Source organism: Kitasatospora fiedleri (assembly GCF_948472415.1).
Taxonomy (GTDB): Bacteria; Actinomycetota; Actinomycetes; order Streptomycetales; family Streptomycetaceae; genus Kitasatospora; species Kitasatospora fiedleri.
The window spans coordinates 5,902,808-5,924,406 of sequence record NZ_OX419519.1 but is presented as its reverse complement, the minus strand read 5'-3'; the positions used below and the strand labels follow the sequence as shown (position 1 = coordinate 5,924,406).

Below are 21,599 nucleotides of genomic sequence, written 5' to 3'. Positions count from 1 at the left end.
CCGCGCCGCACGGACGCCGGCGGGCCGCCCCACCCCGCTGCGGGGCGGGTGGAGCGGCCCGCCGGTGCGCCCGCCGGGTCAGGGCCTGGTCAACCGCAGGCTGACCAGGCCGTACGGCGCCAGGGCCAGGGCGAGGGGACCGGCCGGGTACGGCTCGCCCGTCGGCGACTCGTCCAGCCGGACCGGCGCGGCCCGCCAGCCCGCCGGGAGTTCGACCTCCGCGGCGGCCTCCCGCCCGGTGGGGTTGGACAGGCGCAGCACCAGGCCGTTCCCGTCCTCCGCGCCCTTGAGCGCGGTCATCCGCGCGCCCCGCACCCGCAGGCCGGGGGCGCCGGTCGGCGCGGGGGCGGTGCCGGGGCGCAGTTGGGCGGCGCGCAGCGGCACGGTGGCGGCCTCGGCCAGGACGACCAGGTCGGCGTCGGCGGTGACGGGGGCGCCGACGGCCAGCGCCAGGTCGAAGGAGTGCCGCCGGCGGCACTGGGCTTCGGGGGTGGCCATCATCGGGCCCGCGCCGGTGGTCCGGGCGTTCAGGTCGAAGCGCGAGAGCCAGCCGACCGAACGCAGCAGGGTGATCACCAGCTCGTCCTGCCCGGAAGGGCTGAACCCGGCGGCCAGGCCGGTGCGTTCGGGCAGTCCGGCGGCGGCGACGGCGATCCGCAGCTCGCCGTCGCCGATCGCGGAGACGCTCTGCACGGGGACGCAGCCGTACTCGGCCTCGTGGGCGCGCTCGGTGGGCAGCGGGCCGAGGTCGGGGCCGACCGGGTGGTCGAGCAGGCTGTAGTGGGTGTCGGCGCTCCAGCGGGCGGACGGGGCCGGGGTCGGGAAGTGGACCCGGAGCCGGTGGTCGTCGGCGGTGTTGTCGAAGGTCGCGTTCCAGTGCAGCGGGCCGTCGTGGCCCGGCCAGTGCGCGACGGTGACGGTGAGCGGGACCTCCACCGTCTCGGCCGTGCGGGCGGTGCGGTCGGCGGCGAGCCCGGTCGGCAGCTCGATCACCGCGTCGAGCTCCAGCACGGTGCGCACGGCGGAGGTCCGGCGGCGGGCCGAGCGCAGGCGCGGGGCCCGGGGCATGTCGTGCGGGACGGGATCGAAGTTGTAGGTGTCGCCCCGGTCGCCGTCGTCCCACAGGGCGGCCAGGCCCGGCAGCCGGGTGCCGTCGGCCAGCAGCAGGGTGAGTGCGGCGTCGTCCTGGGCGGTCAGGGCGGCGCCGTCGGCCAGCGGCAGGGTGCGCTCGTCCTCCTCGACGGCGGCGGCGGCCTGCGGGGTGTCGCCGAGGGTGACGGTGTGCACCGCGTGCCCGAGGGCGGGCACGTCGGCGGCCAGCAGGTGCAGGCGGTGGCGCAGGGCGGGGCGGGAGTCCGGGAGCAGGTCGAGGTCGGCCTCGAACGCGGTCTCCTCGCCGAGGAGTTCGGCCTCGAACGGGACGGGGGCGCCGTCCGGGCCGGTGACGGACCGCGGGTGGCGGCCGGGCGCGGTCAGCAGCTCGACGGTGACGGGGCCGGTGTGCGGGCGCGGGTGCGGGTTGAGGACGGCGAAGGCGGCCCGCTCGGTCTCCGGGTCGCCGTAGCGGCGGGTGTCCAGGCCGGCGGCGCCCAGGGCGCGCAGCACCAGGTGGTCGGCGGTCTGGCGGACCCGCTCGAAGCGGACCTCGTTCTCCCGGTGGACCTCGTCCACGCTGCAGCCGCAGATCGAGTCGTGCGGGGCGTTGCGCAGCAGCAGCTCCCAGGCGTGGCGCAGTTCCGCGGCGAGGGTGGCGTCGTCGGGGGCGTGCAGGGCCAGCAGGGGTTCGGCCCAGCGCTCCAGGTCGGTCTGGGCGGCGGCGTTGGCCTGCTTGAGGTAGGTGCGGGCCGAGAAGGTGCCGGGGAGCAGGAAGGTGAGCCGGCCGGGTCGGTGGCGCAGCGGTCCCTCGACCAGCGGGACGCCGCCGGCCTCGGCGGCCGCGCGGGCGGCGGCGAAGAACGCCGCCAGGGTGCTCTCGCTCAGCGCGGCGCCCTGCTCGGCGGCGGTGGGCGCGGTGGCGGCGAGCGCCCCGGCCGGGTCGGTGGGGGCGAGGTGGTCGCCGCCGTTCATCAGCAGCCAGGGGCCGCCGGGCAGCCGGTCGCGTTCGGCGGTGAGGAAGTCCTTCAGGCGGGCGGCGCGGCCGGTGTCGCCGTCGGGTTCGGCCCACAGCACCTCGGCGGCGTGGTAGCCCTGGTTGGCGGCCAGCACCCGGGAGCCGTCGGGCGAGCGCCAGTGGAAGCGGGCGACGCCGTCGGGGGCGCCGCGCCACACCAGGGCGGTGTCCATGCCGAAGCCGTTGAGGATGCGCGGCAGGTCGGCGGGGTGGCCGAAGGTGTCGGGGCAGTAGCCGACGTCGGCGAGCACGCCGACCCGGGTGCCCCAGCGGCGGGCGGTGAGCAGGTTGCGCACCAGGTTCTCGCCGGAGACGAGCTGGTTGTCGGCGAGCACGTGCCAGGGGCCGAGGGTGAGGCGCCCGGCCCGGGCGTGGGCGGCGAGCCGGTCGGCGAGGTCGGGGCGCAGCGCCTGGACGTCGGCGAGCACGATGGTCTGGCCGTCCAGGTGGAAGGTGGTCATCCGGCCGTCGTCGAGTTCGTCGCAGACGCGTTCGGCGAGTTCGACGAGGCGGGCGCGGTAGGACTCGAACGGGCGGTACCACTCGCGGTCCCAGTGCACGTGGGTGACGACGTGGCAGTCCACGGGCGGGGTGGTGGTCACGGCTGGTCCTCCGGGGCGGTGCGGGCGGTGGCGAGGGCGGTGGCGAAGCGGGCGGTCAGGGCGGCGGGGCGGGTGATGGCGCCGCCGACCACGACGGTGTGGGCACCGGCGGCGAGGGCGGCGGCGGCTTCGTCGGGGGTGGCGATGCGGCCCTCGGCGACGACCGGGACGTCGAGGCACTCGGCGAGGGCGCGCACCAGGGCCAGGTCGGGTCCGGCCTGGTCGGGGCTGTCGGGGGTGTAGCCGGAGAGGGTGGTGCCCACCAGGTCGGCCCCGGCGGCGGCCGCGGCCAGGCCCTCCTCCAGGGTGGCGACGTCCGCCATGACGGGGATGCCGCGGGCGTGCAGCGCCTCGATCGTCTCGGCGAGGGTGCGGCCGTCGGGGCGGGGACGGCCGGTGCCGTCCAGGGCGACGACGTCGGCACCGGCCTCGGCCACGGCGAGGGCGTGTTCGAGGGTCGGGGTGATGTACGGGCCGTCCTCGCCGTCCTTCCACAGGCCGATGACGGGGAGCGGGACGGCCATCCGGACGGCCGCGATGTCGGCCGGGCCGTTGATCCGCACCGCGGCCGCGCCGCCGCTGTGCGCGGCGACGGCCATCTGCGCCATGAACTGCGGTCCGTGCAGCGGCTCGCCGGGCAGCGCCTGGCAGGAGACCACGAGCCGTCCGGCCAGGCCGGGCGGCAGGGGCGGGCGGCGGGACGGCGGCGCGGCGGGGAGCACGGTCGGCCCTTCTCGGCGGGTGGCGGGGAGGAGGCGTTCGACGGCCGTGCCCAGCGCGGTGACGACGTCCCGCCAGGGCGCGGTGGCCGCCAGGTGGTCGGCGGCGCGCCCGGCACCCGGGGCGAGCAGGTCGGCGGCGGCGCTCAGCGCGGCCCGGTCCCGCGGGTCGGCGGGCTCCTCGGGGTCGGCGGTCAGCCGCTCCAGGCGCGCCCCGCCGAGGCCGCCGGCGGCGGCGAGCAGGTGGGCGGGGACGAACAGCGGGTCGGCCGGGTCGAGGTCGGTCAGCCAGGCGAGCGGCACGCCGCGCCGGACGAGGGCGAGCTGGAGGAGCGTCAACTCGTCCCGGTCCCGGAGCAGTTCGCCGGGGTCGAGGGTCCGGGCGAGGGACTGCGCGGCGAGCGTCCCGGCCGCCTCGCCGACCGCCCACTCGCCGTGGTGCACCCGGTAGGCGGCCGCGGCGGCCTGGGTGGCGGCCAGGTTCTTCGCGGCGGCCAGCAGGTTGCCCGGGGTGCCCGCCACCAGGGCCGACAGCGGGACCTGGAACGGCGCGGTGGGCGAGTACGCCGACTGCGCGTGGCCGATCCGGGCGTGCAGGTCCATGTGGTAGAACGCCGGGCCGCCGCTGTCGGGCCGGTTCGCGGCGCGGGCCGCACCGGGGACGGGCTCCAGGTCCTGCTGCCGGACGGGGGCGGGCTGGGCCAGCCGGCGGGACTCCCGCACGTACGGTTCGGCGGCCAGGCCGCCGGGGGCGCAGTGCTCGTCCGTGACCGGGCGCAGGCCCGGGTAGCCGCGGCCGGTGCCGTCGTCGCGCGGGCACTCGGTCTGCAGCCAGTGCAGGAAGGCGAGGGACAGGCGGCGGGACTCGGCACCGGCCCGTTCGGGTTCGTGCACGAGGGACGCGTCGGCGTAGTCGTTGCCCGCCCAGTTGATCAGGGCGAGGTCGGTGGTGCCGAACCGCGCGCCTTCGCGCAACCGCCGGTAGGTCCAGAACGGCGGGTGGCCGTCCGGTCCGTCGGTGAACATCCGGTAGCGGTGCGCGCGGTCGTCCCAGCCGGCGATCTCCAGGGTGAACGGCTGGGCGTCGCGCCAGCGTTCGTAGCCCTCGGGGCGCGGCACCGTGTGGTCCTCGCCGGGGCGGTGCTCGACCAGCAGGCCGGTGGTGCAGGACTGCACGGCGTGCGGGTGCGGGCCGCCGGGCAGGGCCAGGCTCTCGCCGAACGCGGCGCGGCCCTCCGAGCCGATCGTCCAGGGCGCGCCGGCCAGCGGCAGGAGTTCGCCGGTCTCGGTGGCGTCGCAGAACACCGCGGCGACGACGGCGAGTTCCTCCTCCCGCCGGTCGCGCAGCCGCACCGAGGCCAGCCGCCCGTCCTGCCGGACCGCCCGGACGGGGCGCACGCCGGTGACGATCCGCAGCCGACCGGCGGCGACGTGCGGGGCGAGCAGGGCGTCGAGGACGCGGAGCGCCGCGGCGGGTTCGAAGCACAGACGGCTGACCCAGCCGCCGCCGGGGTTGTCGGCGCCGCCGTACTCGGCGCGCAGCGCGCGGCGCAGCCGCCGGTAGGAGGCGGACGCGCCGCCGGGCGCCTCGATGTGCGGGTGCTCGTCGAGGGCCGGCACCAGCTGGGTGGTGATCTGCCCGCCGAGCACCCGCTGGTCGCAGGTCAGCACCACGGTGCGGCCCGCCTCCACGGCGGCCAGGGCCGCGGCCACACCGCCGAGCCCGCCGCCGACCACGGCGATCTCTGCGGTCAACTGCCGTACGGGTGTGGTCTCGTGGGGTGTCATCGGACGTCCTCCGGGGCGCCGGTGCGGGGAGCGGGTTCGGGACGGGGGGAGGTGGCGGGGTCGGCTCCGGACGCGGAAGCGGGACCGACGCCGGAGGCTGGGCCGGAGTCGAGACCGGAGACCGTCTCGGAGCCGCTGCCGGTGCCGGAACCGCCGTCGGTGAGCGCGAAGTCGACCTCGAAGGTCCGGGACCAGGGCAGCCGGACGGACGCCGGGTCGACGTCCAGGCCGTCGAAGCCGGGCAGTTCGGCGCGGCGCCGGACCAGGCCGGCGGCGACGTCGGCGAGCACGGGGTGGCCGTCGGGGACGTGGTCGTGCCGGGCGGGGTCGCTGCCGAGGGCGGCGCGGACGCGGGCGCGTTCGCCGCTCATCCAGCCCCGGTCCTCGACCAGGCGGTGCAGCAGCAGGCGCCGGTGGGCGCGTTCGTCGAAGCACCCGGCCCGCCGGGCGGCGACGGCCGTCACGGTGTGGGCGGCCACCGTGCCCAGCGTGTTGCCGGCGGTGTTCCACCCGGCGTACGCGGTCAGCCGCTCCAGGACGCCGGCTTCGGCCAGGGCGCGGACCAGCTGCGGGTCGGCGCCGTTGGGTTGGGCGCAGTCGGCGACGGCGACGGCCTGTCCGGCGGCCAGCAGGCCCGCCGCGCGGGCGGCCAGCGCCCGGGCGGGGGCCGGGTCGGTGGCGGCGGGCGGGGCGACCGCCCAGTCGCCGGCGCCGTCGGGGGTGTGCACGAGCAGCACGGCGTCCGGGGTGTCGGGGGCCGGGTCCGGGAGGACGACCGCCCCGGCGGCCTGGAGCTGCCGGGTCGCCGTGGTGGCCACCGGCACGTTCTCGTAGGCGGCGGTGCGGCGCAGCCCGGCCGGGTCGGCGGCCTCGACGCGGACCGTCGGCGCGGGCCCGCCCAGCAGGTCCAGCAGGGTGCGCGCCAGCAGGACGGTGCAGGCTTCGTCGGCGCCCGGCCGGACGCTGACGCGCTCTCCCAGGCCGAGCCAGGCCGACCAGGTGTCCAGCCAGCGCAGTTCGGCGGTGGCCAGGCCGTGTTCGGCGGTGTCGTCGGCGCCGACGACCAGGGTGCGCAGGGTGCCGTCGGCGACCAGTTCCAGCGCGGCCAGGTTGACGGCGTGGTTGCGCACCCGCCGGGTGAGGAAGTCCGCGCGGACGTCGGTCGGCACCGCGGCGGCCCGCAAGGCGGTGGCGACGGCGGCCGGGTCGTCGGCGGCCCGGTGCAGGTCGGCGGAGAGCCGGTGCAGGGCCGGGCCGTGCGGGTCCCAGTAGGCGGGTTCCTCCATGGCGTCGGCCGAGTCGGGGGTCCGGGTGACCAGGGTGACGGCGTGGACGGCGACGCCGCGCGCGGCCAGGTCGTGCAGCGGGGCCCAGGCGGCGGTGACGGAGGCGACGGTGGCCGGGCGGGTGCGGGAGGCGATCAGACCGCCGTGGCCCAGCGTCTCCAGGGAGACGACGGCCGCGTCGGCCTCGACCCCGGAGAGCCAGTCGGCGAGGGCGCCGGGGCTGCCGGGCCGCCGCAGCGCCGGCATGGCGTCGGCGGGCGGCGTGAGCAGCCGCACGCCGGCCACCGCGGCGACCAGGCGCGGCAGTTCGGCGCAGGCCGGGCGTTCGTCCAGGGGGACCAGGGCGATGCGGGGGGAGCTCACGGCGTTCCTGCGCTTTCGGAGGGGTGGGCGGCCCGCTGCCCGCGGCCGTCACGGGTCGGGGCGGTGGCGTGCGGGGCACGGGCGGCGGCGGGACCGGGTCCACCGGTGCCACCGGCCGGGGCGGCGGCGGGCGGTGCACCGGGGTCCGCGGCCCGGGGCCCGGGGGCCCCGGGCGCGCCCGGCTCCCGGGCCTCCGCGGTCCCCGCCGCCGGGGCCGTTGCGCCCCGCGGCGCGTCGGCGTCACCGGCCCGGGCGGCGGTGGGCTCCCCGTCGGCCCGCCCGGCGCGGGCCTCGGTGGTGCTCGGGGCGGGGGTGCCCGTACCGGCCAGTCTGCGGGCCTGGGCCGCCGCGCCGATCAGGACGGCGTCGGCGTCCAGCACGGAGCGCACCACCCGGACGCCGGCCAGCAGGGGCAGGGTGTGGGCCGCGAGGGCGGCGCGGAGGCCGGTCTCGTACCAGGGGCCGGAGGCGGTCGCGCCGCCGCCGAGGACGATCACGTCGGGGTCGAGCCCGGCGACGACGCCCGCCAGCGCCGTGCCCAGGGCGTACCCGCCGGCGTGCAGGACGGACCGGGCGACCGGGTCGCCGGCCCTCGCCAGGGCGGCGACGGCGCGGAGGTCGGGCAGGTGGCGGTGGGGCAGCCGGCGGCGGGCCTCGGCGGCCATGGCGGGGCCTGCGGCCAGTGCCTCGACGTGCCCGGTCACCCCGCACGGGCAGGCGGCCTCCTGCGCGCCGGGGACCGGCAGGTGTCCGAGGTGGCCGGCCGCGCCGTGCGCCCCGCGCAGGAGCCGGCCGCCGACGGCCAGGGCTCCCCCGATGCCGGTGCCGGCCATCACACCGACGGCCACCCCGGTGTTCCGGGCGGCCCCGGCGGCGCACTCGCCGGCCAGGAAGGCCTGCACGTCGTTCAGGACGGTGGCGGGCAGCCGCAGTTCCCGCTCGGCGGCCGCGGCCAGTTCGGTCCCGGCCCAGCCGGGGAGCGCGGAGGTGGCGGCGACGATGCCGCGCCCGTGGACGTCGACGACGCCGGCGGTGCCGAATCCGACGGCCACCGGCGCGGCCCCGAGCGCGGCGCCCTCCCCGGCGGCGCGGCGGGCGAGCCGGAGGGCCGCGGTGAGGACGGCGGCTCCGCCGTCGGCGGCGGGGTGGGGGCGGTGAGCCGGACGGCCGGCCGGGGCCGACCGGCGGACTCGACCACGACGGCCGCGGTGGTCTTGGTGCCGCCGATGTCCACGGCCAGGACCGGCGGCACCTCGGCGCGGTGTTCGGGGGTGGTGCTCATGGTCGTCGTTCCCTGGTGATGGTGAAGGTGAAGTCGTAGCGGTCGGCGCGGTAGAGGCTGACCGCGCGTTCGACGGCGCGGCCGCGGGCGTCACGGGTGACCCGCTCGACGTACAGGGCCGGGAACTGCGGCGGCACGTTGAGCAGGGCGGCCTGGGCGGCGTCCACGAGGGTGGCCCGGACGGTCTGCTGGGCGCTCTCGGGGGCGGCGCCCGCGCGTTCCAACAGGCTGTAGAGCGAGGCGGGTTCGCCCTGGTCGAGCAGGCCGGGCAGGAGTGCCTCGGGCAGCCAGACGTTCTCCAGGCACATGGGTTCGCCGTCGGCGGTGCGCAGCCGCTCCAGGTGGATCAGGGGCGTGCCGGGTTCGACGAACAGGTGGCGGGCGTTGACGACGTCGGCCGGCACCCGTTCCATCAGCAGCAGTCGGCCGGCGGGCGTCATCCGGCGGGCGCGGATGTCCTCCGAGAAGGACGTCAGGTGGAGCGACTTGCTGATCGTCTCGCGGTCCGCGACGAAGGTTCCCGAGCCCTGGACCCGGTAGACGCGGCCCTCCTGGCTGAGCCGTTCGACGGCGCGGCGCACGGTGACCCGGCTGACGTCGTAACGGGCCATCAGGTCGCGTTCGCTGGGCAGCGGGTGGTGCGGCGCGGCGCCCTCGACGAGGTCGAGCAGGGCGCGGCGCAGCGTCTCGTGCTTGGGTTCGCGGGGCTCCGCGGCCCGCGTCCGCCGGCCGACCCCGCCCGCGGTGCCGTTCGTCGTCGTGTTCATCCCTTGACCGCTCCCTCACCCACGCCACGGAAGAAGAACCGCTGCAGGGCGAAGAAGAGGACCAGCAGCGGCACGACGGCCATCATGGTGCCTGCGGCGATCACCCGCTGGTCATTGGTGAAGGTGCCGGACAGGTACTGGATTCCCACGGTCAGCGTGTACTTGCTCTGGTCGGAGAGCGAGACCAGCGGCCAGAGGAAGTCGTCCCAGCTGAAGACGAAGCTGAAGATGGCGACGGCGGCCAGGGTGCCGCGGACGGAGGGCAGGGCGATCCGCCAGAACCGCGTCCACTCCCCGGCGCCGTCCAGGACCGCGGCCTCCTCCACCTCGGCGGGCAGGCGGCGGAAGGCGTTGCGCATCAGCATCACCGACAGGCCGGAGGCGGCGCCGGGGATCATCACGCCGAGCAGGGTGTCGGTCAGGTGCAGCGACCGGGCGACCAGGAACTCGGAGACCATGATGCTCTCGAACGGGATGATCATCGTGGCGAGGAAGATCCCGGCGGCGAGGCCGCGGCCGCGGAACGTCATCCGGGCCAGCGCGTAGCCCGCCATCGAGCCGAGCAGGCAGTTGGTGAGCACCGAACCGAGCGCCACGACCAGCGAGTTGCCCGCGTAGTGCAGCACGGGGACGGTGTCGAGGACCTCGGCGTAGTGGTGCAGGGTCGGGTGGGCGGGGAGGAGTTGGGGCGGGTAGCCGAAGACCCGCTCGCCGTTGCCCTTGAGGGAGGTGGACAGCTGCCACAGGAACGGGCCGACGGTGAGCGCGAACACCAGCGCCAGCAGCAGGTAGCGGCCGGCCAGTCCGGCGGCGGCACGCGCCCGGCGGGCGGCGGGTGCGGGGGCGGCGGCCGGGCGGCGCGGGTCGGCGGCGGCCGGGGCCTGGGGGGTTTCCAGCGTGGTCATGCCCGTTCCTCCCGGGAGTTGAGGCGGGTGACGGCGACGGACAGGCCGAGCGTGCCGAGGAACAGCACGATGCTCATCGCGGAGGCGTAGCCCGCCTCGCCGCCCAGGCCGAGGCCGATCTCACGAATGGTGTAGACCAGTGTGCGGGCTTCGCCGCCCGGTCCGGCGCTGCCGTCGCTGAGGGTGTAGACCTCGGCGAACACCTTGGCGGAGCCGATCGCGGCGAGGGTGGCGACCAGCACCATGGTGGGCCGCACCAGCGGCAGGGTGACGTGGCGGAAGCGCCGCACCGGGCCCGCGCCGTCCACCTCGGCCGCCTCCAGCAGCGAGCGGGGCACGTTGGCCAGCGCCGCCAGGTAGACCACCATGTAGTAGCCCAGGCCCTTCCAGACCGTCATCGCCATCGCGCTGAACAGCAGCAGGCGCGCGTCGGTGAGGAACGGCACCGGTTCGGCGACCAGGTGGAGCCCGCGCAGCATCGAGTTGACCAGGCCGTCGCCGGAGAGCAGCCAGGACCAGATCAGGCCCGCGACCACCATGGACGCCACCACGGGCGAGTAGAAGACCGCCCGGAAGAAGCCGATGCCGGCGATCCGCTTCTGCACCAGCACCGCGAGCAGCAGCGGCAGCACCACCAGGCAGGGCACCACCACCGCGATGTACAGCAGCGTGTTGCGCACCGACTGCCAGAACTGGCCGTCGTGCAGCAGCCGCGCGTAGTTGTGCGTGCCGGTGAAGGTGCCGCCGCCCAGCGTGCCGGCGTCGGTGAACGACAGCACGGCGGTGTTCGCGAACGGGACGATGAAGAAGCAGACGGCTATGGCCAGGGCCGGGAGGAGGAAGAGCCAGGGGACGTACCAGCGTCGGCCGGTCACGGGGGCCTCCTGTCGTACGGGGCGGGCGGGGCGCGGGGTCCGGCGGGGTCCGGCGGGGTGCCGTCGCGGGCGGCGGGGGCCGCCCGCGACGGCGGGTCCTGGCCGGGCCGGGTGGCGGCGCAGGACCACGGGGCCGGACGCGGGGGAGGCGTCCGGCCCCGGGCATCAGCCGGCGGCGCCGGTGATCTTGTCCGCCTCCTCGACCGCCTGGTCGAGCGCCTGCTGCGGCGTCAGCTTGCCCTGGAGCGCGAGCTGGACCTTGCCGACGACGGCCGCGGTCACCCGGGAGTCGTACTGCACGGGCACCAGGTTCCGGGCCTTGGCGATCTGCTCGGCGGAGATCCGGCGGGCGGTGCCCTCGGGGGTGGTGTCGCCCTCGGCCTTGAAGTAGGGGTCCTTGAGCGATTCGAGGGTGCTCGGCAGGATCGTGACGATCTTGCTGAAGGCGAGTTGGTTCTGCGCGTCGGACAGGTACTTGGCGAAGTCCAGGGCGGTGGCCTGGTTCTTGCCGGACTTCGGGACCAGCAGGCCCATCACGGACATGTTGGTGGCGCCCGACGCACCGGTGATCTGCGGGCCGACGCCGGTGTGCGCCGCGATGTCGGCGGCGTTCTTCTTGATCGTGGCGAGGAAGTTGGGGCCCGAGGGCAGCAGGCCGATCCGGCCGGACTGGTAGGCCTCGGTCTCCTTGCCGTGGTTCTGGGTCAGCGAGTCCTGCGGGTAGACGCCGCCCTTGTAGGCGTCCACCAGCTTCTGCAGGTAGGCGGCGGCGTCGGGGGTGTTGAAGGTCCACTTCTTGCCGGAGGCGTCCAGCAGCGGCACGCCCTGCTTGGCGAGGTCGGTGATGAACCGGTTCTCCAGCGCGGGGTGGATGCCGTAGAAGGCGCCCTGGCCGGCCGCGGACAGCTTGGCGCCGTCGGCGAGCAGTTCGTCGAAGGTCGCCGGGGGCTTCTCCGGGTCCAGCCCGGCCTTCGCGAAGAGGTCCTTGTTGTACATGGTGACCTCGGAGGTGAGGTACCACGGCAGACCGAAGGAGCCCTGTCGGCCGGGCACCTGGAAGGCCGACCAGGCGCCGGGCACGTAGGACGGCTTGACGTCGGCGGCGGCCTGGTCGAGGTCGGTGAACAGGCCCTTGGCCTCCAGCGCCTGGGCGAACTGCGGGTTCAGGTTGACCACGTCCGGCAGGTTGCCGGCCGCCGCGTCGGCGGTCAGCTTCTCCTGGGCGCCCTGGAACGGGATGTCGACCCAGTCGACCTTGGCGCCCGGGTGCTCCTTCTCGTACGCGGCGATGACGCCGTTCATGTAGTCGGTGAAGGTCGGCTTGAGCTGCAGGGTCTCCAGCGTGATGGTGCCGCCGACCTTGCCGGACGGCGCACCGCCCCGGTCGGTCGACGAGCCGCTCGACCCCAGGCCGCAGGCGCTCGTGGCGAGGGCGGTGGTGAGGACGGCGGCGGCCAGGCGGATGCCTCTGCTGCTGGGCATGACTCTCCTACTACGGCGGGGGAAGACGGAGGAGGCCGGAGCGTTCCGGAAGTGGTACGGACCACTTGCCGAGAAAGTTCGCAGCTGGTCCCCTTCCGCGTCAACCCCCCGTCGCTTCCGATCCGGTTGACCTGCTGGATATTTCTCCCGAATCGGACCATAACGGCACCGGCCGTCCGAGCGAACCGAGCAATTCGGTCCCAGCCACTTCTGGCCCGCCACCACTTCTGGTATCTACCTCTATGGCTCCGCAGCGCCGCCCCTCGACCGCCGCGGAGACCGTCACGTGACCGCCCCCGCACGCCCGCAGTACGGGCAGACCCCCACTCTCACGAGGAGAAACACGTGAACCACCGCCCCACCCCCACCCGCCGGACCCTGCTCGGCCTGGCACCCGCCCTCCTCGCCGGTGCCGCCGTCCCGCTCGCGTCCACCCCGGCCCGCGCGAACACTGGTAGTGACCACTCGGTAGCGGGCCGCGGGGCCTGCGGGTGCGCGCAGCCGCTGACCGCCTCCGTCGCCGCCGGCTCCTGGACGGTCGGCACCCCGTCCGCCCCCGGCCCCACCGTCCCCCGCGAGCAGCTCCTCCAGCTGCCCGGCGGCCCCACCGGCGCGGAGATGTTCGTCTCCAACAACCCCGAGACCTTCACCGGCCCCGGCTGGCTCGCCCAGTGCGGCCGCACCACCGCCAACCGGGGCGGCTCCGCCCACCCGCTCTCGGGCACCTTCCCGGTGTACCTGTACCACCAGAACAGCACCGGCTCGACGGCGTACCTGCACGTGCTGGTCTCCAACCCGAACGGTTCCGCGGTCACCGTCAGCGCCGCCGGCTCGGTGTGGACCAACGCCCAGAAGCCGCTGGTCCAGGACCCGGCCCAGCGGGCCGGCACCGGCCCCTGCTACGCCACCTCCTACGACTGGGCCGCCGGCACCACCCGGACGTACCTGGCCGCCACCGCCGTCCAGCCGCGCACCATGGTCGAGATCGCCAAGATCCCGATGACCTCCTCGATCGTGGACGGCCTGCTGGACGTCACCGCCTCCGGCGGCGTGTACGTGTACACCGCCGTCACCACCGACGGCAGCACCGCCACCGCCGTCAACTACACCCAGAACGACGCCAAGGCGGCCCCCGGCAACGTCGTCTCCCAGACCGACACCACCTACGGCCGCCAGGCCGGGGTCTACGCCGCCTCCCGCTGGGAGACCGGCACCTTCGACGTCCCGGTGCCCGCCGCCGGGTCCTACCTGGGGCTGGCCCTGAACACCACGCAGCGCCAGGTCGCCGCGCTGGACCAGACCGTGCCCGCCACCGCCGCCCTGTCCGACTCCTCGCAGCGCAGCTGGGGCAACTACGGCATGCGCTACGCCGTCCGGGCCCGGCTGACCAACCCCTCCGCGCAGAGCCGCACCGCGGTGCTCACCTTCGGCTCCAACATCACCGCCACCACCGACGTACCCGGCGACACCTGGAACGGCGCCGCGTCGGTCCGGGTGGACGGCGGCCCGGCCCGGATCGCCACCCTGTACGTGCGGCCCACCGTGCCCCGCTGCGAGATCGGCCGCTACACCCTCGCCCCCGGCGCCGACACCCTGGTGGAGCTGGAGTTCGAGGTCCCGGGCCTGATCACGGCCGGGTCGCAGCTGCTGTTCGAGAGCGTCTGACCCCCCGGCCCCTCCCCCGCCGGTCCCTCCCCCGCCGTCGCCGCCGTCGCCGCCGTCCCGACCGCACGGCGACGGCGGCCACGGCCACGGCCCGGACCACCGACACCCACGAGGTTCCGTGTTCACCGACCTTCCCCTGCCGAGCCTGCACGCCTACCGCTTCGACGGCGCCGAACCCGAGGACTTCGACGCCTTCTGGGCGGAGACGCTCGCCGCGGCCCGCGCGGCCGCCGCTCCGCCCGTGCTGCGCCGGACGGACAACGGCCTGCTCCAGGTCGACACCCACGACGTCACCTTCTCCGGCTTCGACGGCCAGCCCGTCCGCGCCTGGCTGCGGCTGCCGCGCGGCGTCCGACGGCCGCTGCCCGCCGTCGTGGAGTACCTCGGGTACGGCTGCGCCCGCGGCACCGCGCTCCGACCGACCCTCTGGTCCTCGCTCGGCTACGCCCACCTGCTGATGGACAACCGCGGCCAGTCCAGCCCGTACGGCGCGGCCGACACCCCCGACGGGGACATCGCCCCGCAGGTCGGCGGAGTCCTCACCCGCGGTCTGGCCGGGCCCGAACACCACTACTACCGAAGGCTGTTCACCGACGCCGTGCGCGCCGTCGACACCGTCGCCGCCCTGGACGACGTCGACCCCGGCCGGATCGCGGTCGTCGGCAGCAGCCAGGGCGGCGGCATCGCCATCGCCGCGGCCGCCCTGCACCCCGGCGTGGCCGGCGCCTGCGTCGACGTGCCGTTCCTGTGCCACTTCCGGCGCGCCACCCACGTCACCGACGCCCACCCGTACCGGGAGCTGACCGACTACCTCCAGGGCCGCCCCGCCGAGGTGGAGCGGGCCTTCGCCACCCTCTCCTACCTGGACGGCGCCAACCACGCGGCCCGGGCCACCGCCCCGGTGCGCTTCTCGGTCGCCCTGATGGACCCGGTCTGCCCGCCGTCCACGGTCTTCGCGGCCTACCACCGCTGGGGCGAGCGCGCCGGGGGCGCCGACAAGGACATCCGGGTCTGGGAGTACGCCGGCCACGAAGGCGGCGGCGACCGTCAACTCGCCGAACACGCCGCCTTCGTGGCCCGGGTCACCGCCCCCGCCGCACGCTGAGGCCGGCCGGGCGGCCGGCGGGCCCTAACTAAGGTGGGCGCAGCCCGTCGCCGCCGTCCGGAGGAATTCCGTGCTCCAGCTCCGCCTGATCGTTCCCGCCGACCTGCGCGAGCCGGTCATGGCACGGCTCGACGCCTGTGTCGGGGTGGCCCACGTGGCGGTGCTGCCGGGCGGGGCGGTGCGCCCGGCCGGGGACCTGGTGCTGTGCGACGTGGCGCGCGAGGCGGTGGACGAACTGCTGGGTGAGCTGAAGGAGTTGGGACTGCCCGAGCGCGGTGCGATCAGCATGGACGAGGCCGGGCTGGTCCTCTCCCGGGCGGCCGACGAGGCGGAACGGGACGCCCCGGGCGAGGGCGTGGACGCGCTGGTGTGGGAGGAGGTGTCCGAGGTCGTCCACGAGGAGTCGACGCTCAGCGGGGTCTTCCTCGCCCTGCTGGCGGTGGCGACCATGCTGGCGGCCTGCGGCGCCGTGCTGGACAGCGCGATCCTGGTGGTCGGCGCGATGGCGGTGGGCCCCGAGTTCGGCCCGCTCGCCGGGCTGTGCGTGGCGGTGGTGCAGCGGCGGCTGCGCCCGGCGCTGCGCTCGCTGCTGGCGCTGGCGGTCGGCTTCGCCGCGGCGGTGGCGCTCACCGTGGGCTTCGCGCTGCTGATGGACGTCCTGGGCCTGTTCAGCGACGCGCGGTTCGCCGCCGACCGCCCGAACACCTCCTTCATCTGGCAGCCGGACGCGATGTCCTTCGTGGTCGCCTTCCTGGCCGGGGTCGCCGGTCTGCTCTCGCTCACCTCGGCCAAGGCCTCCGCCCTGGTCGGCGTGGCGATCTCGGTCACCACCGTCCCCGCCGCCGCGAACGCCGCCGTCGCCCTCGCCTACGGCGAGTACGCCCAGGCCTGGGGCTCCGCCGTCCAACTCGCCCTCAACCTCTCCGGCATCGTGCTGGCCGGCGTCCTGACCCTGCTGGTCCAGCACGGCGCCTGGCGCCTCGCCCGCCGGGGCCCGGGCCGGGATGAAGCACGGCCGCGCCGGGGCGCCGGGCCGACCGGGCCGACCGGGCCGACCGGGCCGACCGGGCCGACCGGGCCGGGCTCCTCGCCGGGACGGTCACTCTCGAACCCGACGGGAACCAGGAGCCAGGCAGCAGGCAGCAGGCACCAGGCGCCGAGCAGGTGGTCTCGCCGTTCCGGGACGGGAACTCACGCCCGGCAGCCTGCCGGTACGTCAGACTTGCCGGGTGCCACGGGGCACGCAGGAACAGGCACGGGAGGTACGGCCCATGACGCGCTACAGCGTCGATCTCGACCGGCGTGAACTGATCGCCTCGTGGGGCACCGGGGAAGGCGACCTCTCCAGGCGCGTCGCCGCCCTGCCGGACGACGCGGACACCTCCGCGCTGCTGGCCCTGGCCCGCTCGCTCACCCAACTGTCCGACGCCGCGTGGCGCACCTACACCCACCCGTCCAGCGCCGCCGGCTCCCCGGAGCCCGACGGAGAGGGCTGGCGCCGCGAGAGGGAACGCGAGGCGTTCGACAAGGTTCCCGACGCGATCACAGCGCCCCACCTGCCGCACGGCGGCACGATGATGGTCTCCTACAGCCCGCTCGTCGAATCCGCCCACCGCGCCGGGCGGGCCCTGCGCGGCCTGGGCGGCCCAGGCGGCCCAGGCGGCCCGGGCGACGAAGCCCTGGCGAAGGCCGTCCGCGCCGAGGCGGCCCTGGAACTCGCCGCCGTGGAGAACGCCGAACTCGGCGACCTCACCGGACGCGCCCAGCAGGCCGTCCTCCTCAGCCGCGAGGACGCCTCCCCCGTCCAGGTCGCCGCCGCCGACCACCTGCTCCAGCAGGACCCGTTCGGCCCCACCGCGCTGTTCTCCACCGTCGACCCCACCGCGGCCGCCGTCGCCGCCGCGCACTGGCTCGCCGCCGCGGCCGAGGTCGCCGCCGACGCCTCCGGCGGGGACCCCACCCAGGTCGTCCTCGAAGCCGACGACATCGAAGCGCTCCCCCACGAGACCCCCACCCTCGTCCTCGGCCTCATCCAGGACGGCGCCACCCCGCACGAGGCCGTCGCCGCACTCGTCCGCCACGCCATGCACATCACCGACGGCCTCCTCCTGGACCCCGTCGCCCTGCGCGACCAGCTGGAGGACTTCGAGGAGACCGTCGCCGAACACACCGGCGAGGACGACCCCGACCTCGACGACGTCGCCGTCCGCCTGACCCCGCTCGACCCCAAGCGCCCCGCCCGCGACCTCCTCGAAGACCTCCTCGCCGGCATCCACGGCTGCTGGCTCCTGCACAGCGCACACGACGAACCCGACAAGGACGACGAGGACGGCGACCTCGGCGACGCCGAGGACCGGGACGACGAACAGGCCGACGAACACCAACGGCGCAGCCGCGAACGCTTCGCCCACCTCGTACGCGAAACCGCCGCCGCCCACCGCGACCGCCTCATCTGACCAGCGCCCCGGCCCCGACGGCCGGGGGCGTCCGCGACGGCGCCTACCGCGCCGGGCGGGGAGCGGCTCCGGGACCGGCCGGCCGGCCGGTCCCGGAGCCCCCGGTCACTGCGAGACGCGGACGTAGTCGACGATCATCTTCTGCGGCAGGACGGTGGTGGCGTCCGGGTTGCCGGGCCAGTCACCGCCGACGGCGTTGTTGAGGATGATGTAGAAGGGGTGGTCGTACACCCAGGGGCCACGGGTCTGCTCCAGCGTCGAGCGGTCGACGGTGAAGAAGTTGTGGCCGTCCACCGCGAACGTCATGTGGGTGGAGTCCCAGTCGACGGCGTAGGTGTGGAAGGCGGAGGCGAAGTCCGACCCGGCGAGGGTGTACGGCGAGCCGTAGCCGTTCCCGCCGTTGTAGGCCGGGGCGTGCAGGGTGGAGTACACCGAGTCCGCGACCTTGCCGACGTGCTCCATGATGTCGATCTCACCGCAGTTCGGCCACGGCGTGCCGGACTTGAAGTTCGAGCCGAGCATCCAGAACGCGGGCCACAGGCCCTGGGTGCCGCTGACCTTGATGCGGGCCTCGACGTGCCCGTAGGTGAAGTCGAGGTGGCCGTGGGTGTTGATCCGGCCGGAGGTGTACTGGCCGTTGGCCTCCTTGCGGGCCTCGATGACGAGGTTGCCGTTGCCGTCCAGGTTGGTGTTGTCGCCGTTGGTGTAGAGCTCCAGCTCGCCGTTCTGGCCGTTGCCCGGGTCCTGGGTCCACTTGGCGGGGTCCGGCTTGGTGTTCGCGGCGCCGTTGAACTCGTCGCTCCACACCAGGCGCGGCGGGTTGGCCGGGTTCGGCGGGAGGGCGGGCGGCGCGGTGGGGCTGCCGCCGGTGCCGTACACGTCGAAGGTCCACAGCGAGTAGCCGTAGCCGTTGCTGCGCGCGGTGCCGTACATCCGCACGTACCGGCCGGTGCCGTCGACGTTGAGGGTCTCCTTGAAGCCCTTGCCGGTGGTGGTGGAGTAGACGCTGGTCCAGTTGGCGCCGTCCGGGGAGACCTGGATCTGGTAGGCGGTGGCGAACGCCGGGTCCCACTGCAGCACGACCTGGGTGACGTGCGCGGTCGCGCCGAGGTCGACGGCGATCCAGCCCGGGTCGACCCAGCCGTTGACGTCACTGGTCGCCCAGCGCGTCGCCGGGTCCTCGTCGAAGGCCTTGGCGGGCGTGCAGCCCGGGCAGTTGCCGCTGTCCTGGAAGGTCGAGGCGGTGGCGGGCTTGCCGTACGAGAGCAGGGTCTTTCCGCCGCCCGGGTTGCCCGGGTTGCCGCCCCCGCCGCCGGTGAAGACCTGGAACTCCCAGAGCGAGTAGCCGTACTGGGTGGCGCGCTGGGTGCCGTACACCCGGACGTAGCGGCCGGTGCCGGACAGGGTGACCAGCTCGGTCGCGCCGCGGCCGTCGGCCGTCGAGTAGACGGTGTTCCAGGTGGCGCCGTCCGCCGAGACCTGGATCTGGTACGCCTTGGCGTACGCGTTCTCCCAGGACAGCTGGACGCCGCAGACGTTCTGCGCGGAGCCCAGGTCGACCTGGAGCCACTGCGGGTCGGCGGCGGCGGAGGACCAGCGGGTGCCGGCGTTGCCGTCGACCGCCGAGGAGGCCGGCGTTCCGGCGTTCTCGGTGGAGGAGGCGGTGGCGGGCCGGTTCAGGGCGGCGTTGGTGGTCGAGCAGGTGCCGGTGCCGGTGCCCGTCGTGCCGTAGACCTGGAACTCCCAGAGCGAGACGCCGTACTGGGTGGCCCGCTGGGTGGTGAGGATGCGGACGTAGCGCCCCGTGCCGTTCACGGTCAGGCTCTCGGAGCCGCCCCGCCCAGTCGTGGTCGTGTAGACGTTCGTCCAGGTGGTGCCGTCGGCGGAGGTCTGGATCTGGTACGCCTTGGCGTACGCGTTCTCCCAGGTGAGGACGACGGAGGTGAGGGTGGCCGTCCCGCCGAGGTCGACCTGGAGCCACTGCGGATCGGAAGCGGCGGAGGACCAGCGGGTGCCGGCGTTGCCGTCGACCGCCGAGGAGGCCGGTGTTCCGGCGTTCTCGGTGGAGGAGGCGGTGGCGGTCTTCCCCTGCGACAGCAGGGTGCCCTCGGCGCGGGCGGGGGCGGCCTGGTTCACGGCGAGTACGAGCGTCGCGATCAGGGCGGCGACGAACGCGAAGACCAGGGTGCGGGGTGGCGCGGCGAGGGTGCGAGGTGGGGGGCTACCTGTCACAGCATCTCTCCTGGAGTGGTCCTGACTGTGAGAGCGCTCTCTCATATCGTGATGATTGCGCCACTGTTGCGCTCGCGTCAACGAAGTGAACAGACTTCAAAGCACTGCACGTTAATCGGTGCACCGGATACCGATATCCAGGCATCGAAATGGGCATTCCGCGCAATATGGACCTCGCCAAACTCCCTCGCACTACACAAGATTGACTCAGCGAAAGGCCGACGCGGGCCAAGACAGGAGCCCCGAACCGGGGCAGCCCGACGGATGAACCCGGGAGTGACCGGGCGGCTTTCCGTTCAAGACTCGAACCGGCCCTTGTTCGCCGGGGTGACCACCGCAGAACATGCAGACGGGGTACGGCCCTCCTACTGGGAGAGCGCTCTCCATGATTCTCCTGAGCTCCCGCCACGAACCCCACCCGGCTGAGCGGAACTCCGGTACCCGGCGCTGCCGGGGACGTCACCGTGATCGCCGTCCAGGACAAGCAGGCTCGGCCGCGGAGGTCGCGCGGGACCTTGGCGTGCGGCCGAGCACGCTGCAGAACTGGGTCCACCGCGCGCGGGCCCGGGCGGACGCGGACGCGGCGGGAGGTCTGGGCGGGTCCGAACGCGACGAGCTGCGCCGGCTGCGTGAGGAGAACGCCCGGCAGTGCAAGGAGATCGCCGAGCTCGGGATGGAGCGCGATGTCCTCAAGCGATCGGTGGTCCTGTGGGTGAAGGAGGCGACGAAGTGACGGTTGCGGGCTTCATCGCCGCCCAGAGGACCGAGCACGGCGCCCCGCACACGATCGCCTGCCGAACCCTGGGTGTGTCCGAGTCCTGGTTCTACAAGTGGCGCCGCCGCCCGGCCCAGCCGACCGTCCGCGAGGCAAGGAGGGTTGAACTCGCCGAGCGGATATGGCACTTCTTCGCCGCTTCCGGCGACACGTACGGCTCGCCCAGGATCACCCTGGACCTGTGGGCCGGGGGCTGGCAGGTTTCCGAGAACACCGTCGCCGAGATCATGGCCGAGCTGGGCCTACAGGGCCGCAAGCCGCCGCGCCGGCGCCGGTCGCTGACCCGCCGGGGCAAGCGGAAGGTAGCCCGTGACCTGGTGCATCGCCACTTCGATGCCGTGGCGCCGAACGTGCTGCGGGTCGGTGACATGACCGAGATCGACACCGGCGAGGGCAGGCTCTACCTGGCCACCGTGATCGACCTGTTCTCGCGCCGTCTGCTCGGCTACGCGATGGGCGTCCACCATGACGCCGCGCTGGTCAGCGCCTCGCTCAGGATGGCCGCGACCACCGGGGGCGGCCAGGTGGACGGCGTGGTCTTCCACAACGACAGGGGCAGCGAATACAGCAGCCGGGCCTACAACGAGCTGTGCGACCGTCTCGGCGTCGTCCAGTCCACGGGGCGCGTCGGATCGGCGCTGGACAACGCCGCGGCCGAGAGCTTCCACTCGACGATCAAGGTCGAGTACATCCACCGGCACCGCTTCGCGACCCGGGCCGAGGCCCGGTTGAAGATCGCAACCTGGATCACGGACTTCTACAACACCCGGCGCAGGCACAGCGCGGCCGGCGGCCTGTCACCCGTCGAGTTCGAACGGATCATCAGCGAGGCACGAGCCGAGGCCCATCAGAAGGCCCCGGCCGCATAGTCAAGGACTGCACGATTACAGGGGATTGACACCGACCTCTTCCATCGGGCTCTCGCCGTCGCCGACTTCGACATCCAGCAGCGCACCGCGCACGCCCTCGTCTTCTACCGCGGCCGCAGCGCTTCCATCAGGAAGAGGCGCTCCGCGATGATCGTGCTCACGGACGTCCTGCAGGAGCGGTACGACCTCACCCGCACCGAGTTCGGGAAGCCTGACGACGGAGCGCTGGGCGCTACCGTCACATCGCTGTCACCGTCCACCTGAACGAGAGCAGCGGGCCTGTCAGCTCCACAGACCCGCTGGTCGCACACGTCAGGA

15 protein-coding genes and 2 pseudogenes are annotated in these 21,599 nt (G+C 74.8%); 7 read left to right on the top strand and 10 right to left on the bottom strand.

Going from position 1 to position 21,599, the window contains the following annotated elements:
- Positions 1–78 precede the first annotated feature (78 nt).
- The 5 genes and pseudogenes from QMQ26_RS26895 to QMQ26_RS26875 all read right to left on the bottom strand — a co-directional run bounded on the left by QMQ26_RS26895 (position 79) and on the right by QMQ26_RS26875 (position 7,920).
- Positions 79–2,712 (bottom strand): glycoside hydrolase family 38 N-terminal domain-containing protein, encoded by a 2,634-nt coding sequence (locus QMQ26_RS26895; protein ID WP_282202970.1) that lies wholly within the window; start codon positions 2,710–2,712, stop codon positions 79–81.
- Positions 2,709–3,398 (bottom strand): N-acetylmannosamine-6-phosphate 2-epimerase, encoded by a 690-nt coding sequence (locus tag QMQ26_RS26890; RefSeq protein ID WP_282206625.1) that lies wholly within the window; start codon positions 3,396–3,398, stop codon positions 2,709–2,711. Before QMQ26_RS26890 ends, QMQ26_RS26895 begins: the two co-directional genes overlap by 4 nt.
- Positions 3,399–3,848: 450 nt before the next feature.
- Positions 3,849–5,219, bottom strand: a pseudogene (locus tag QMQ26_RS26885) (FAD-dependent oxidoreductase); the annotation flags it as partial.
- Positions 5,216–6,868 carry a DUF4127 family protein gene (locus QMQ26_RS26880; RefSeq protein WP_100840039.1) on the bottom strand — a complete coding sequence of 551 codons (1,653 nt, stop codon included), beginning with the start codon at positions 6,866–6,868 and terminating at the stop codon, positions 5,216–5,218. The pseudogene QMQ26_RS26885 and the gene QMQ26_RS26880, both read right to left, overlap by 4 nt.
- Positions 6,865–7,920: an ROK family protein gene (locus tag QMQ26_RS26875; RefSeq protein WP_282202969.1), complete on the bottom strand. Its 1,056-nt coding sequence runs from the start codon at positions 7,918–7,920 to the stop codon at positions 6,865–6,867. The genes QMQ26_RS26880 and QMQ26_RS26875 overlap by 4 nt, the downstream gene beginning before the upstream one ends.
- On the opposite strand from QMQ26_RS26875, the gene QMQ26_RS26870 reads away from it, so the two are divergent.
- A complete protein-coding gene (locus tag QMQ26_RS26870) occupies positions 7,879–8,169 on the top strand; it encodes a hypothetical protein (RefSeq protein ID WP_282202968.1) in 291 nt (96 codons plus the stop codon). The genes QMQ26_RS26875 and QMQ26_RS26870 overlap by 42 nt on opposite strands.
- On the opposite strand, the gene QMQ26_RS26865 is transcribed toward QMQ26_RS26870, so the two are convergent.
- The 4 genes from QMQ26_RS26865 to QMQ26_RS26850 form a co-directional block, all read right to left on the bottom strand.
- Complete coding sequence (locus tag QMQ26_RS26865; RefSeq protein ID WP_282202967.1) at positions 8,147–8,917, bottom strand: GntR family transcriptional regulator; 771 nt, start codon at positions 8,915–8,917, stop codon at positions 8,147–8,149. The two genes, QMQ26_RS26870 and QMQ26_RS26865, sit on opposite strands and share 23 nt — an antisense overlap.
- Positions 8,914–9,822 carry a carbohydrate ABC transporter permease gene (locus tag QMQ26_RS26860; protein ID WP_100840041.1) on the bottom strand — a complete coding sequence of 303 codons (909 nt, stop codon included), beginning with the start codon at positions 9,820–9,822 and terminating at the stop codon, positions 8,914–8,916. Before QMQ26_RS26860 ends, QMQ26_RS26865 begins: the two co-directional genes overlap by 4 nt.
- Positions 9,819–10,697 (bottom strand): carbohydrate ABC transporter permease, encoded by an 879-nt coding sequence (locus QMQ26_RS26855; RefSeq protein ID WP_282202966.1) that lies wholly within the window; start codon positions 10,695–10,697, stop codon positions 9,819–9,821. Before QMQ26_RS26855 ends, QMQ26_RS26860 begins: the two co-directional genes overlap by 4 nt.
- A 165-nt stretch (positions 10,698–10,862) precedes the next feature.
- On the bottom strand, positions 10,863–12,179 hold the full coding sequence (locus QMQ26_RS26850; protein ID WP_282202965.1) for an ABC transporter substrate-binding protein: 1,317 nt from the start codon (positions 12,177–12,179) through the stop codon (positions 10,863–10,865).
- A gap of 345 nt (positions 12,180–12,524) precedes the next feature.
- Between QMQ26_RS26850 and QMQ26_RS26845 the strand changes: the two genes are divergently transcribed.
- The 4 genes and pseudogenes from QMQ26_RS26845 to QMQ26_RS26830 all read left to right on the top strand — a co-directional run bounded on the left by QMQ26_RS26845 (position 12,525) and on the right by QMQ26_RS26830 (position 17,405).
- Positions 12,525–13,844, top strand: coding sequence for a DUF3370 family protein (locus tag QMQ26_RS26845; protein ID WP_282202964.1), 1,320 nt, complete (start codon positions 12,525–12,527; stop codon positions 13,842–13,844).
- 118 nt (positions 13,845–13,962) lie between these two features.
- Positions 13,963–14,949 (top strand): acetylxylan esterase, encoded by a 987-nt coding sequence (locus QMQ26_RS26840; protein WP_282202963.1) that lies wholly within the window; start codon positions 13,963–13,965, stop codon positions 14,947–14,949.
- Between the two features lie 70 nt (positions 14,950–15,019).
- Positions 15,020–15,943: pseudogene (locus QMQ26_RS26835) on the top strand (DUF389 domain-containing protein); the annotation flags it as partial.
- Positions 15,944–16,220: 277 nt separating this feature from the next.
- Positions 16,221–17,405, top strand: coding sequence for a hypothetical protein (locus QMQ26_RS26830; RefSeq protein WP_282202962.1), 1,185 nt, complete (start codon positions 16,221–16,223; stop codon positions 17,403–17,405).
- Positions 17,406–17,510: 105 nt separating this feature from the next.
- On the opposite strand, the gene QMQ26_RS26825 is transcribed toward QMQ26_RS26830, so the two are convergent.
- Positions 17,511–19,589: a discoidin domain-containing protein gene (locus tag QMQ26_RS26825; protein ID WP_282206624.1), complete on the bottom strand. Its 2,079-nt coding sequence runs from the start codon at positions 19,587–19,589 to the stop codon at positions 17,511–17,513.
- Positions 19,590–20,157: 568 nt separating this feature from the next.
- Here QMQ26_RS26825 and QMQ26_RS38340 point away from each other — a divergent pair.
- Complete coding sequence (locus tag QMQ26_RS38340; protein WP_404813964.1) at positions 20,158–20,370, top strand: hypothetical protein; 213 nt, start codon at positions 20,158–20,160, stop codon at positions 20,368–20,370.
- Positions 20,367–21,281 carry an IS3 family transposase gene (locus tag QMQ26_RS26815; RefSeq protein WP_282202960.1) on the top strand — a complete coding sequence of 305 codons (915 nt, stop codon included), beginning with the start codon at positions 20,367–20,369 and terminating at the stop codon, positions 21,279–21,281. Before QMQ26_RS38340 ends, QMQ26_RS26815 begins: the two co-directional genes overlap by 4 nt.
- Positions 21,282–21,599 lie beyond the last annotated feature (318 nt).

Coding starts and splice junctions, on each gene's coding strand:
- QMQ26_RS26850 (WP_282202965.1), bottom strand. CDS start 12,179: ATGCCCAGCAGCAGAGGCATCCGCCTGGCCGCCGCCGTCCTCACCACC.
- QMQ26_RS26865 (WP_282202967.1), bottom strand. CDS start 8,917: ATGAACACGACGACGAACGGCACCGCGGGCGGGGTCGGCCGGCGGACG.
- QMQ26_RS26830 (WP_282202962.1), top strand. CDS start 16,221: ATGACGCGCTACAGCGTCGATCTCGACCGGCGTGAACTGATCGCCTCG.
- QMQ26_RS26860 (WP_100840041.1), bottom strand. CDS start 9,822: ATGACCACGCTGGAAACCCCCCAGGCCCCGGCCGCCGCCGACCCGCGC.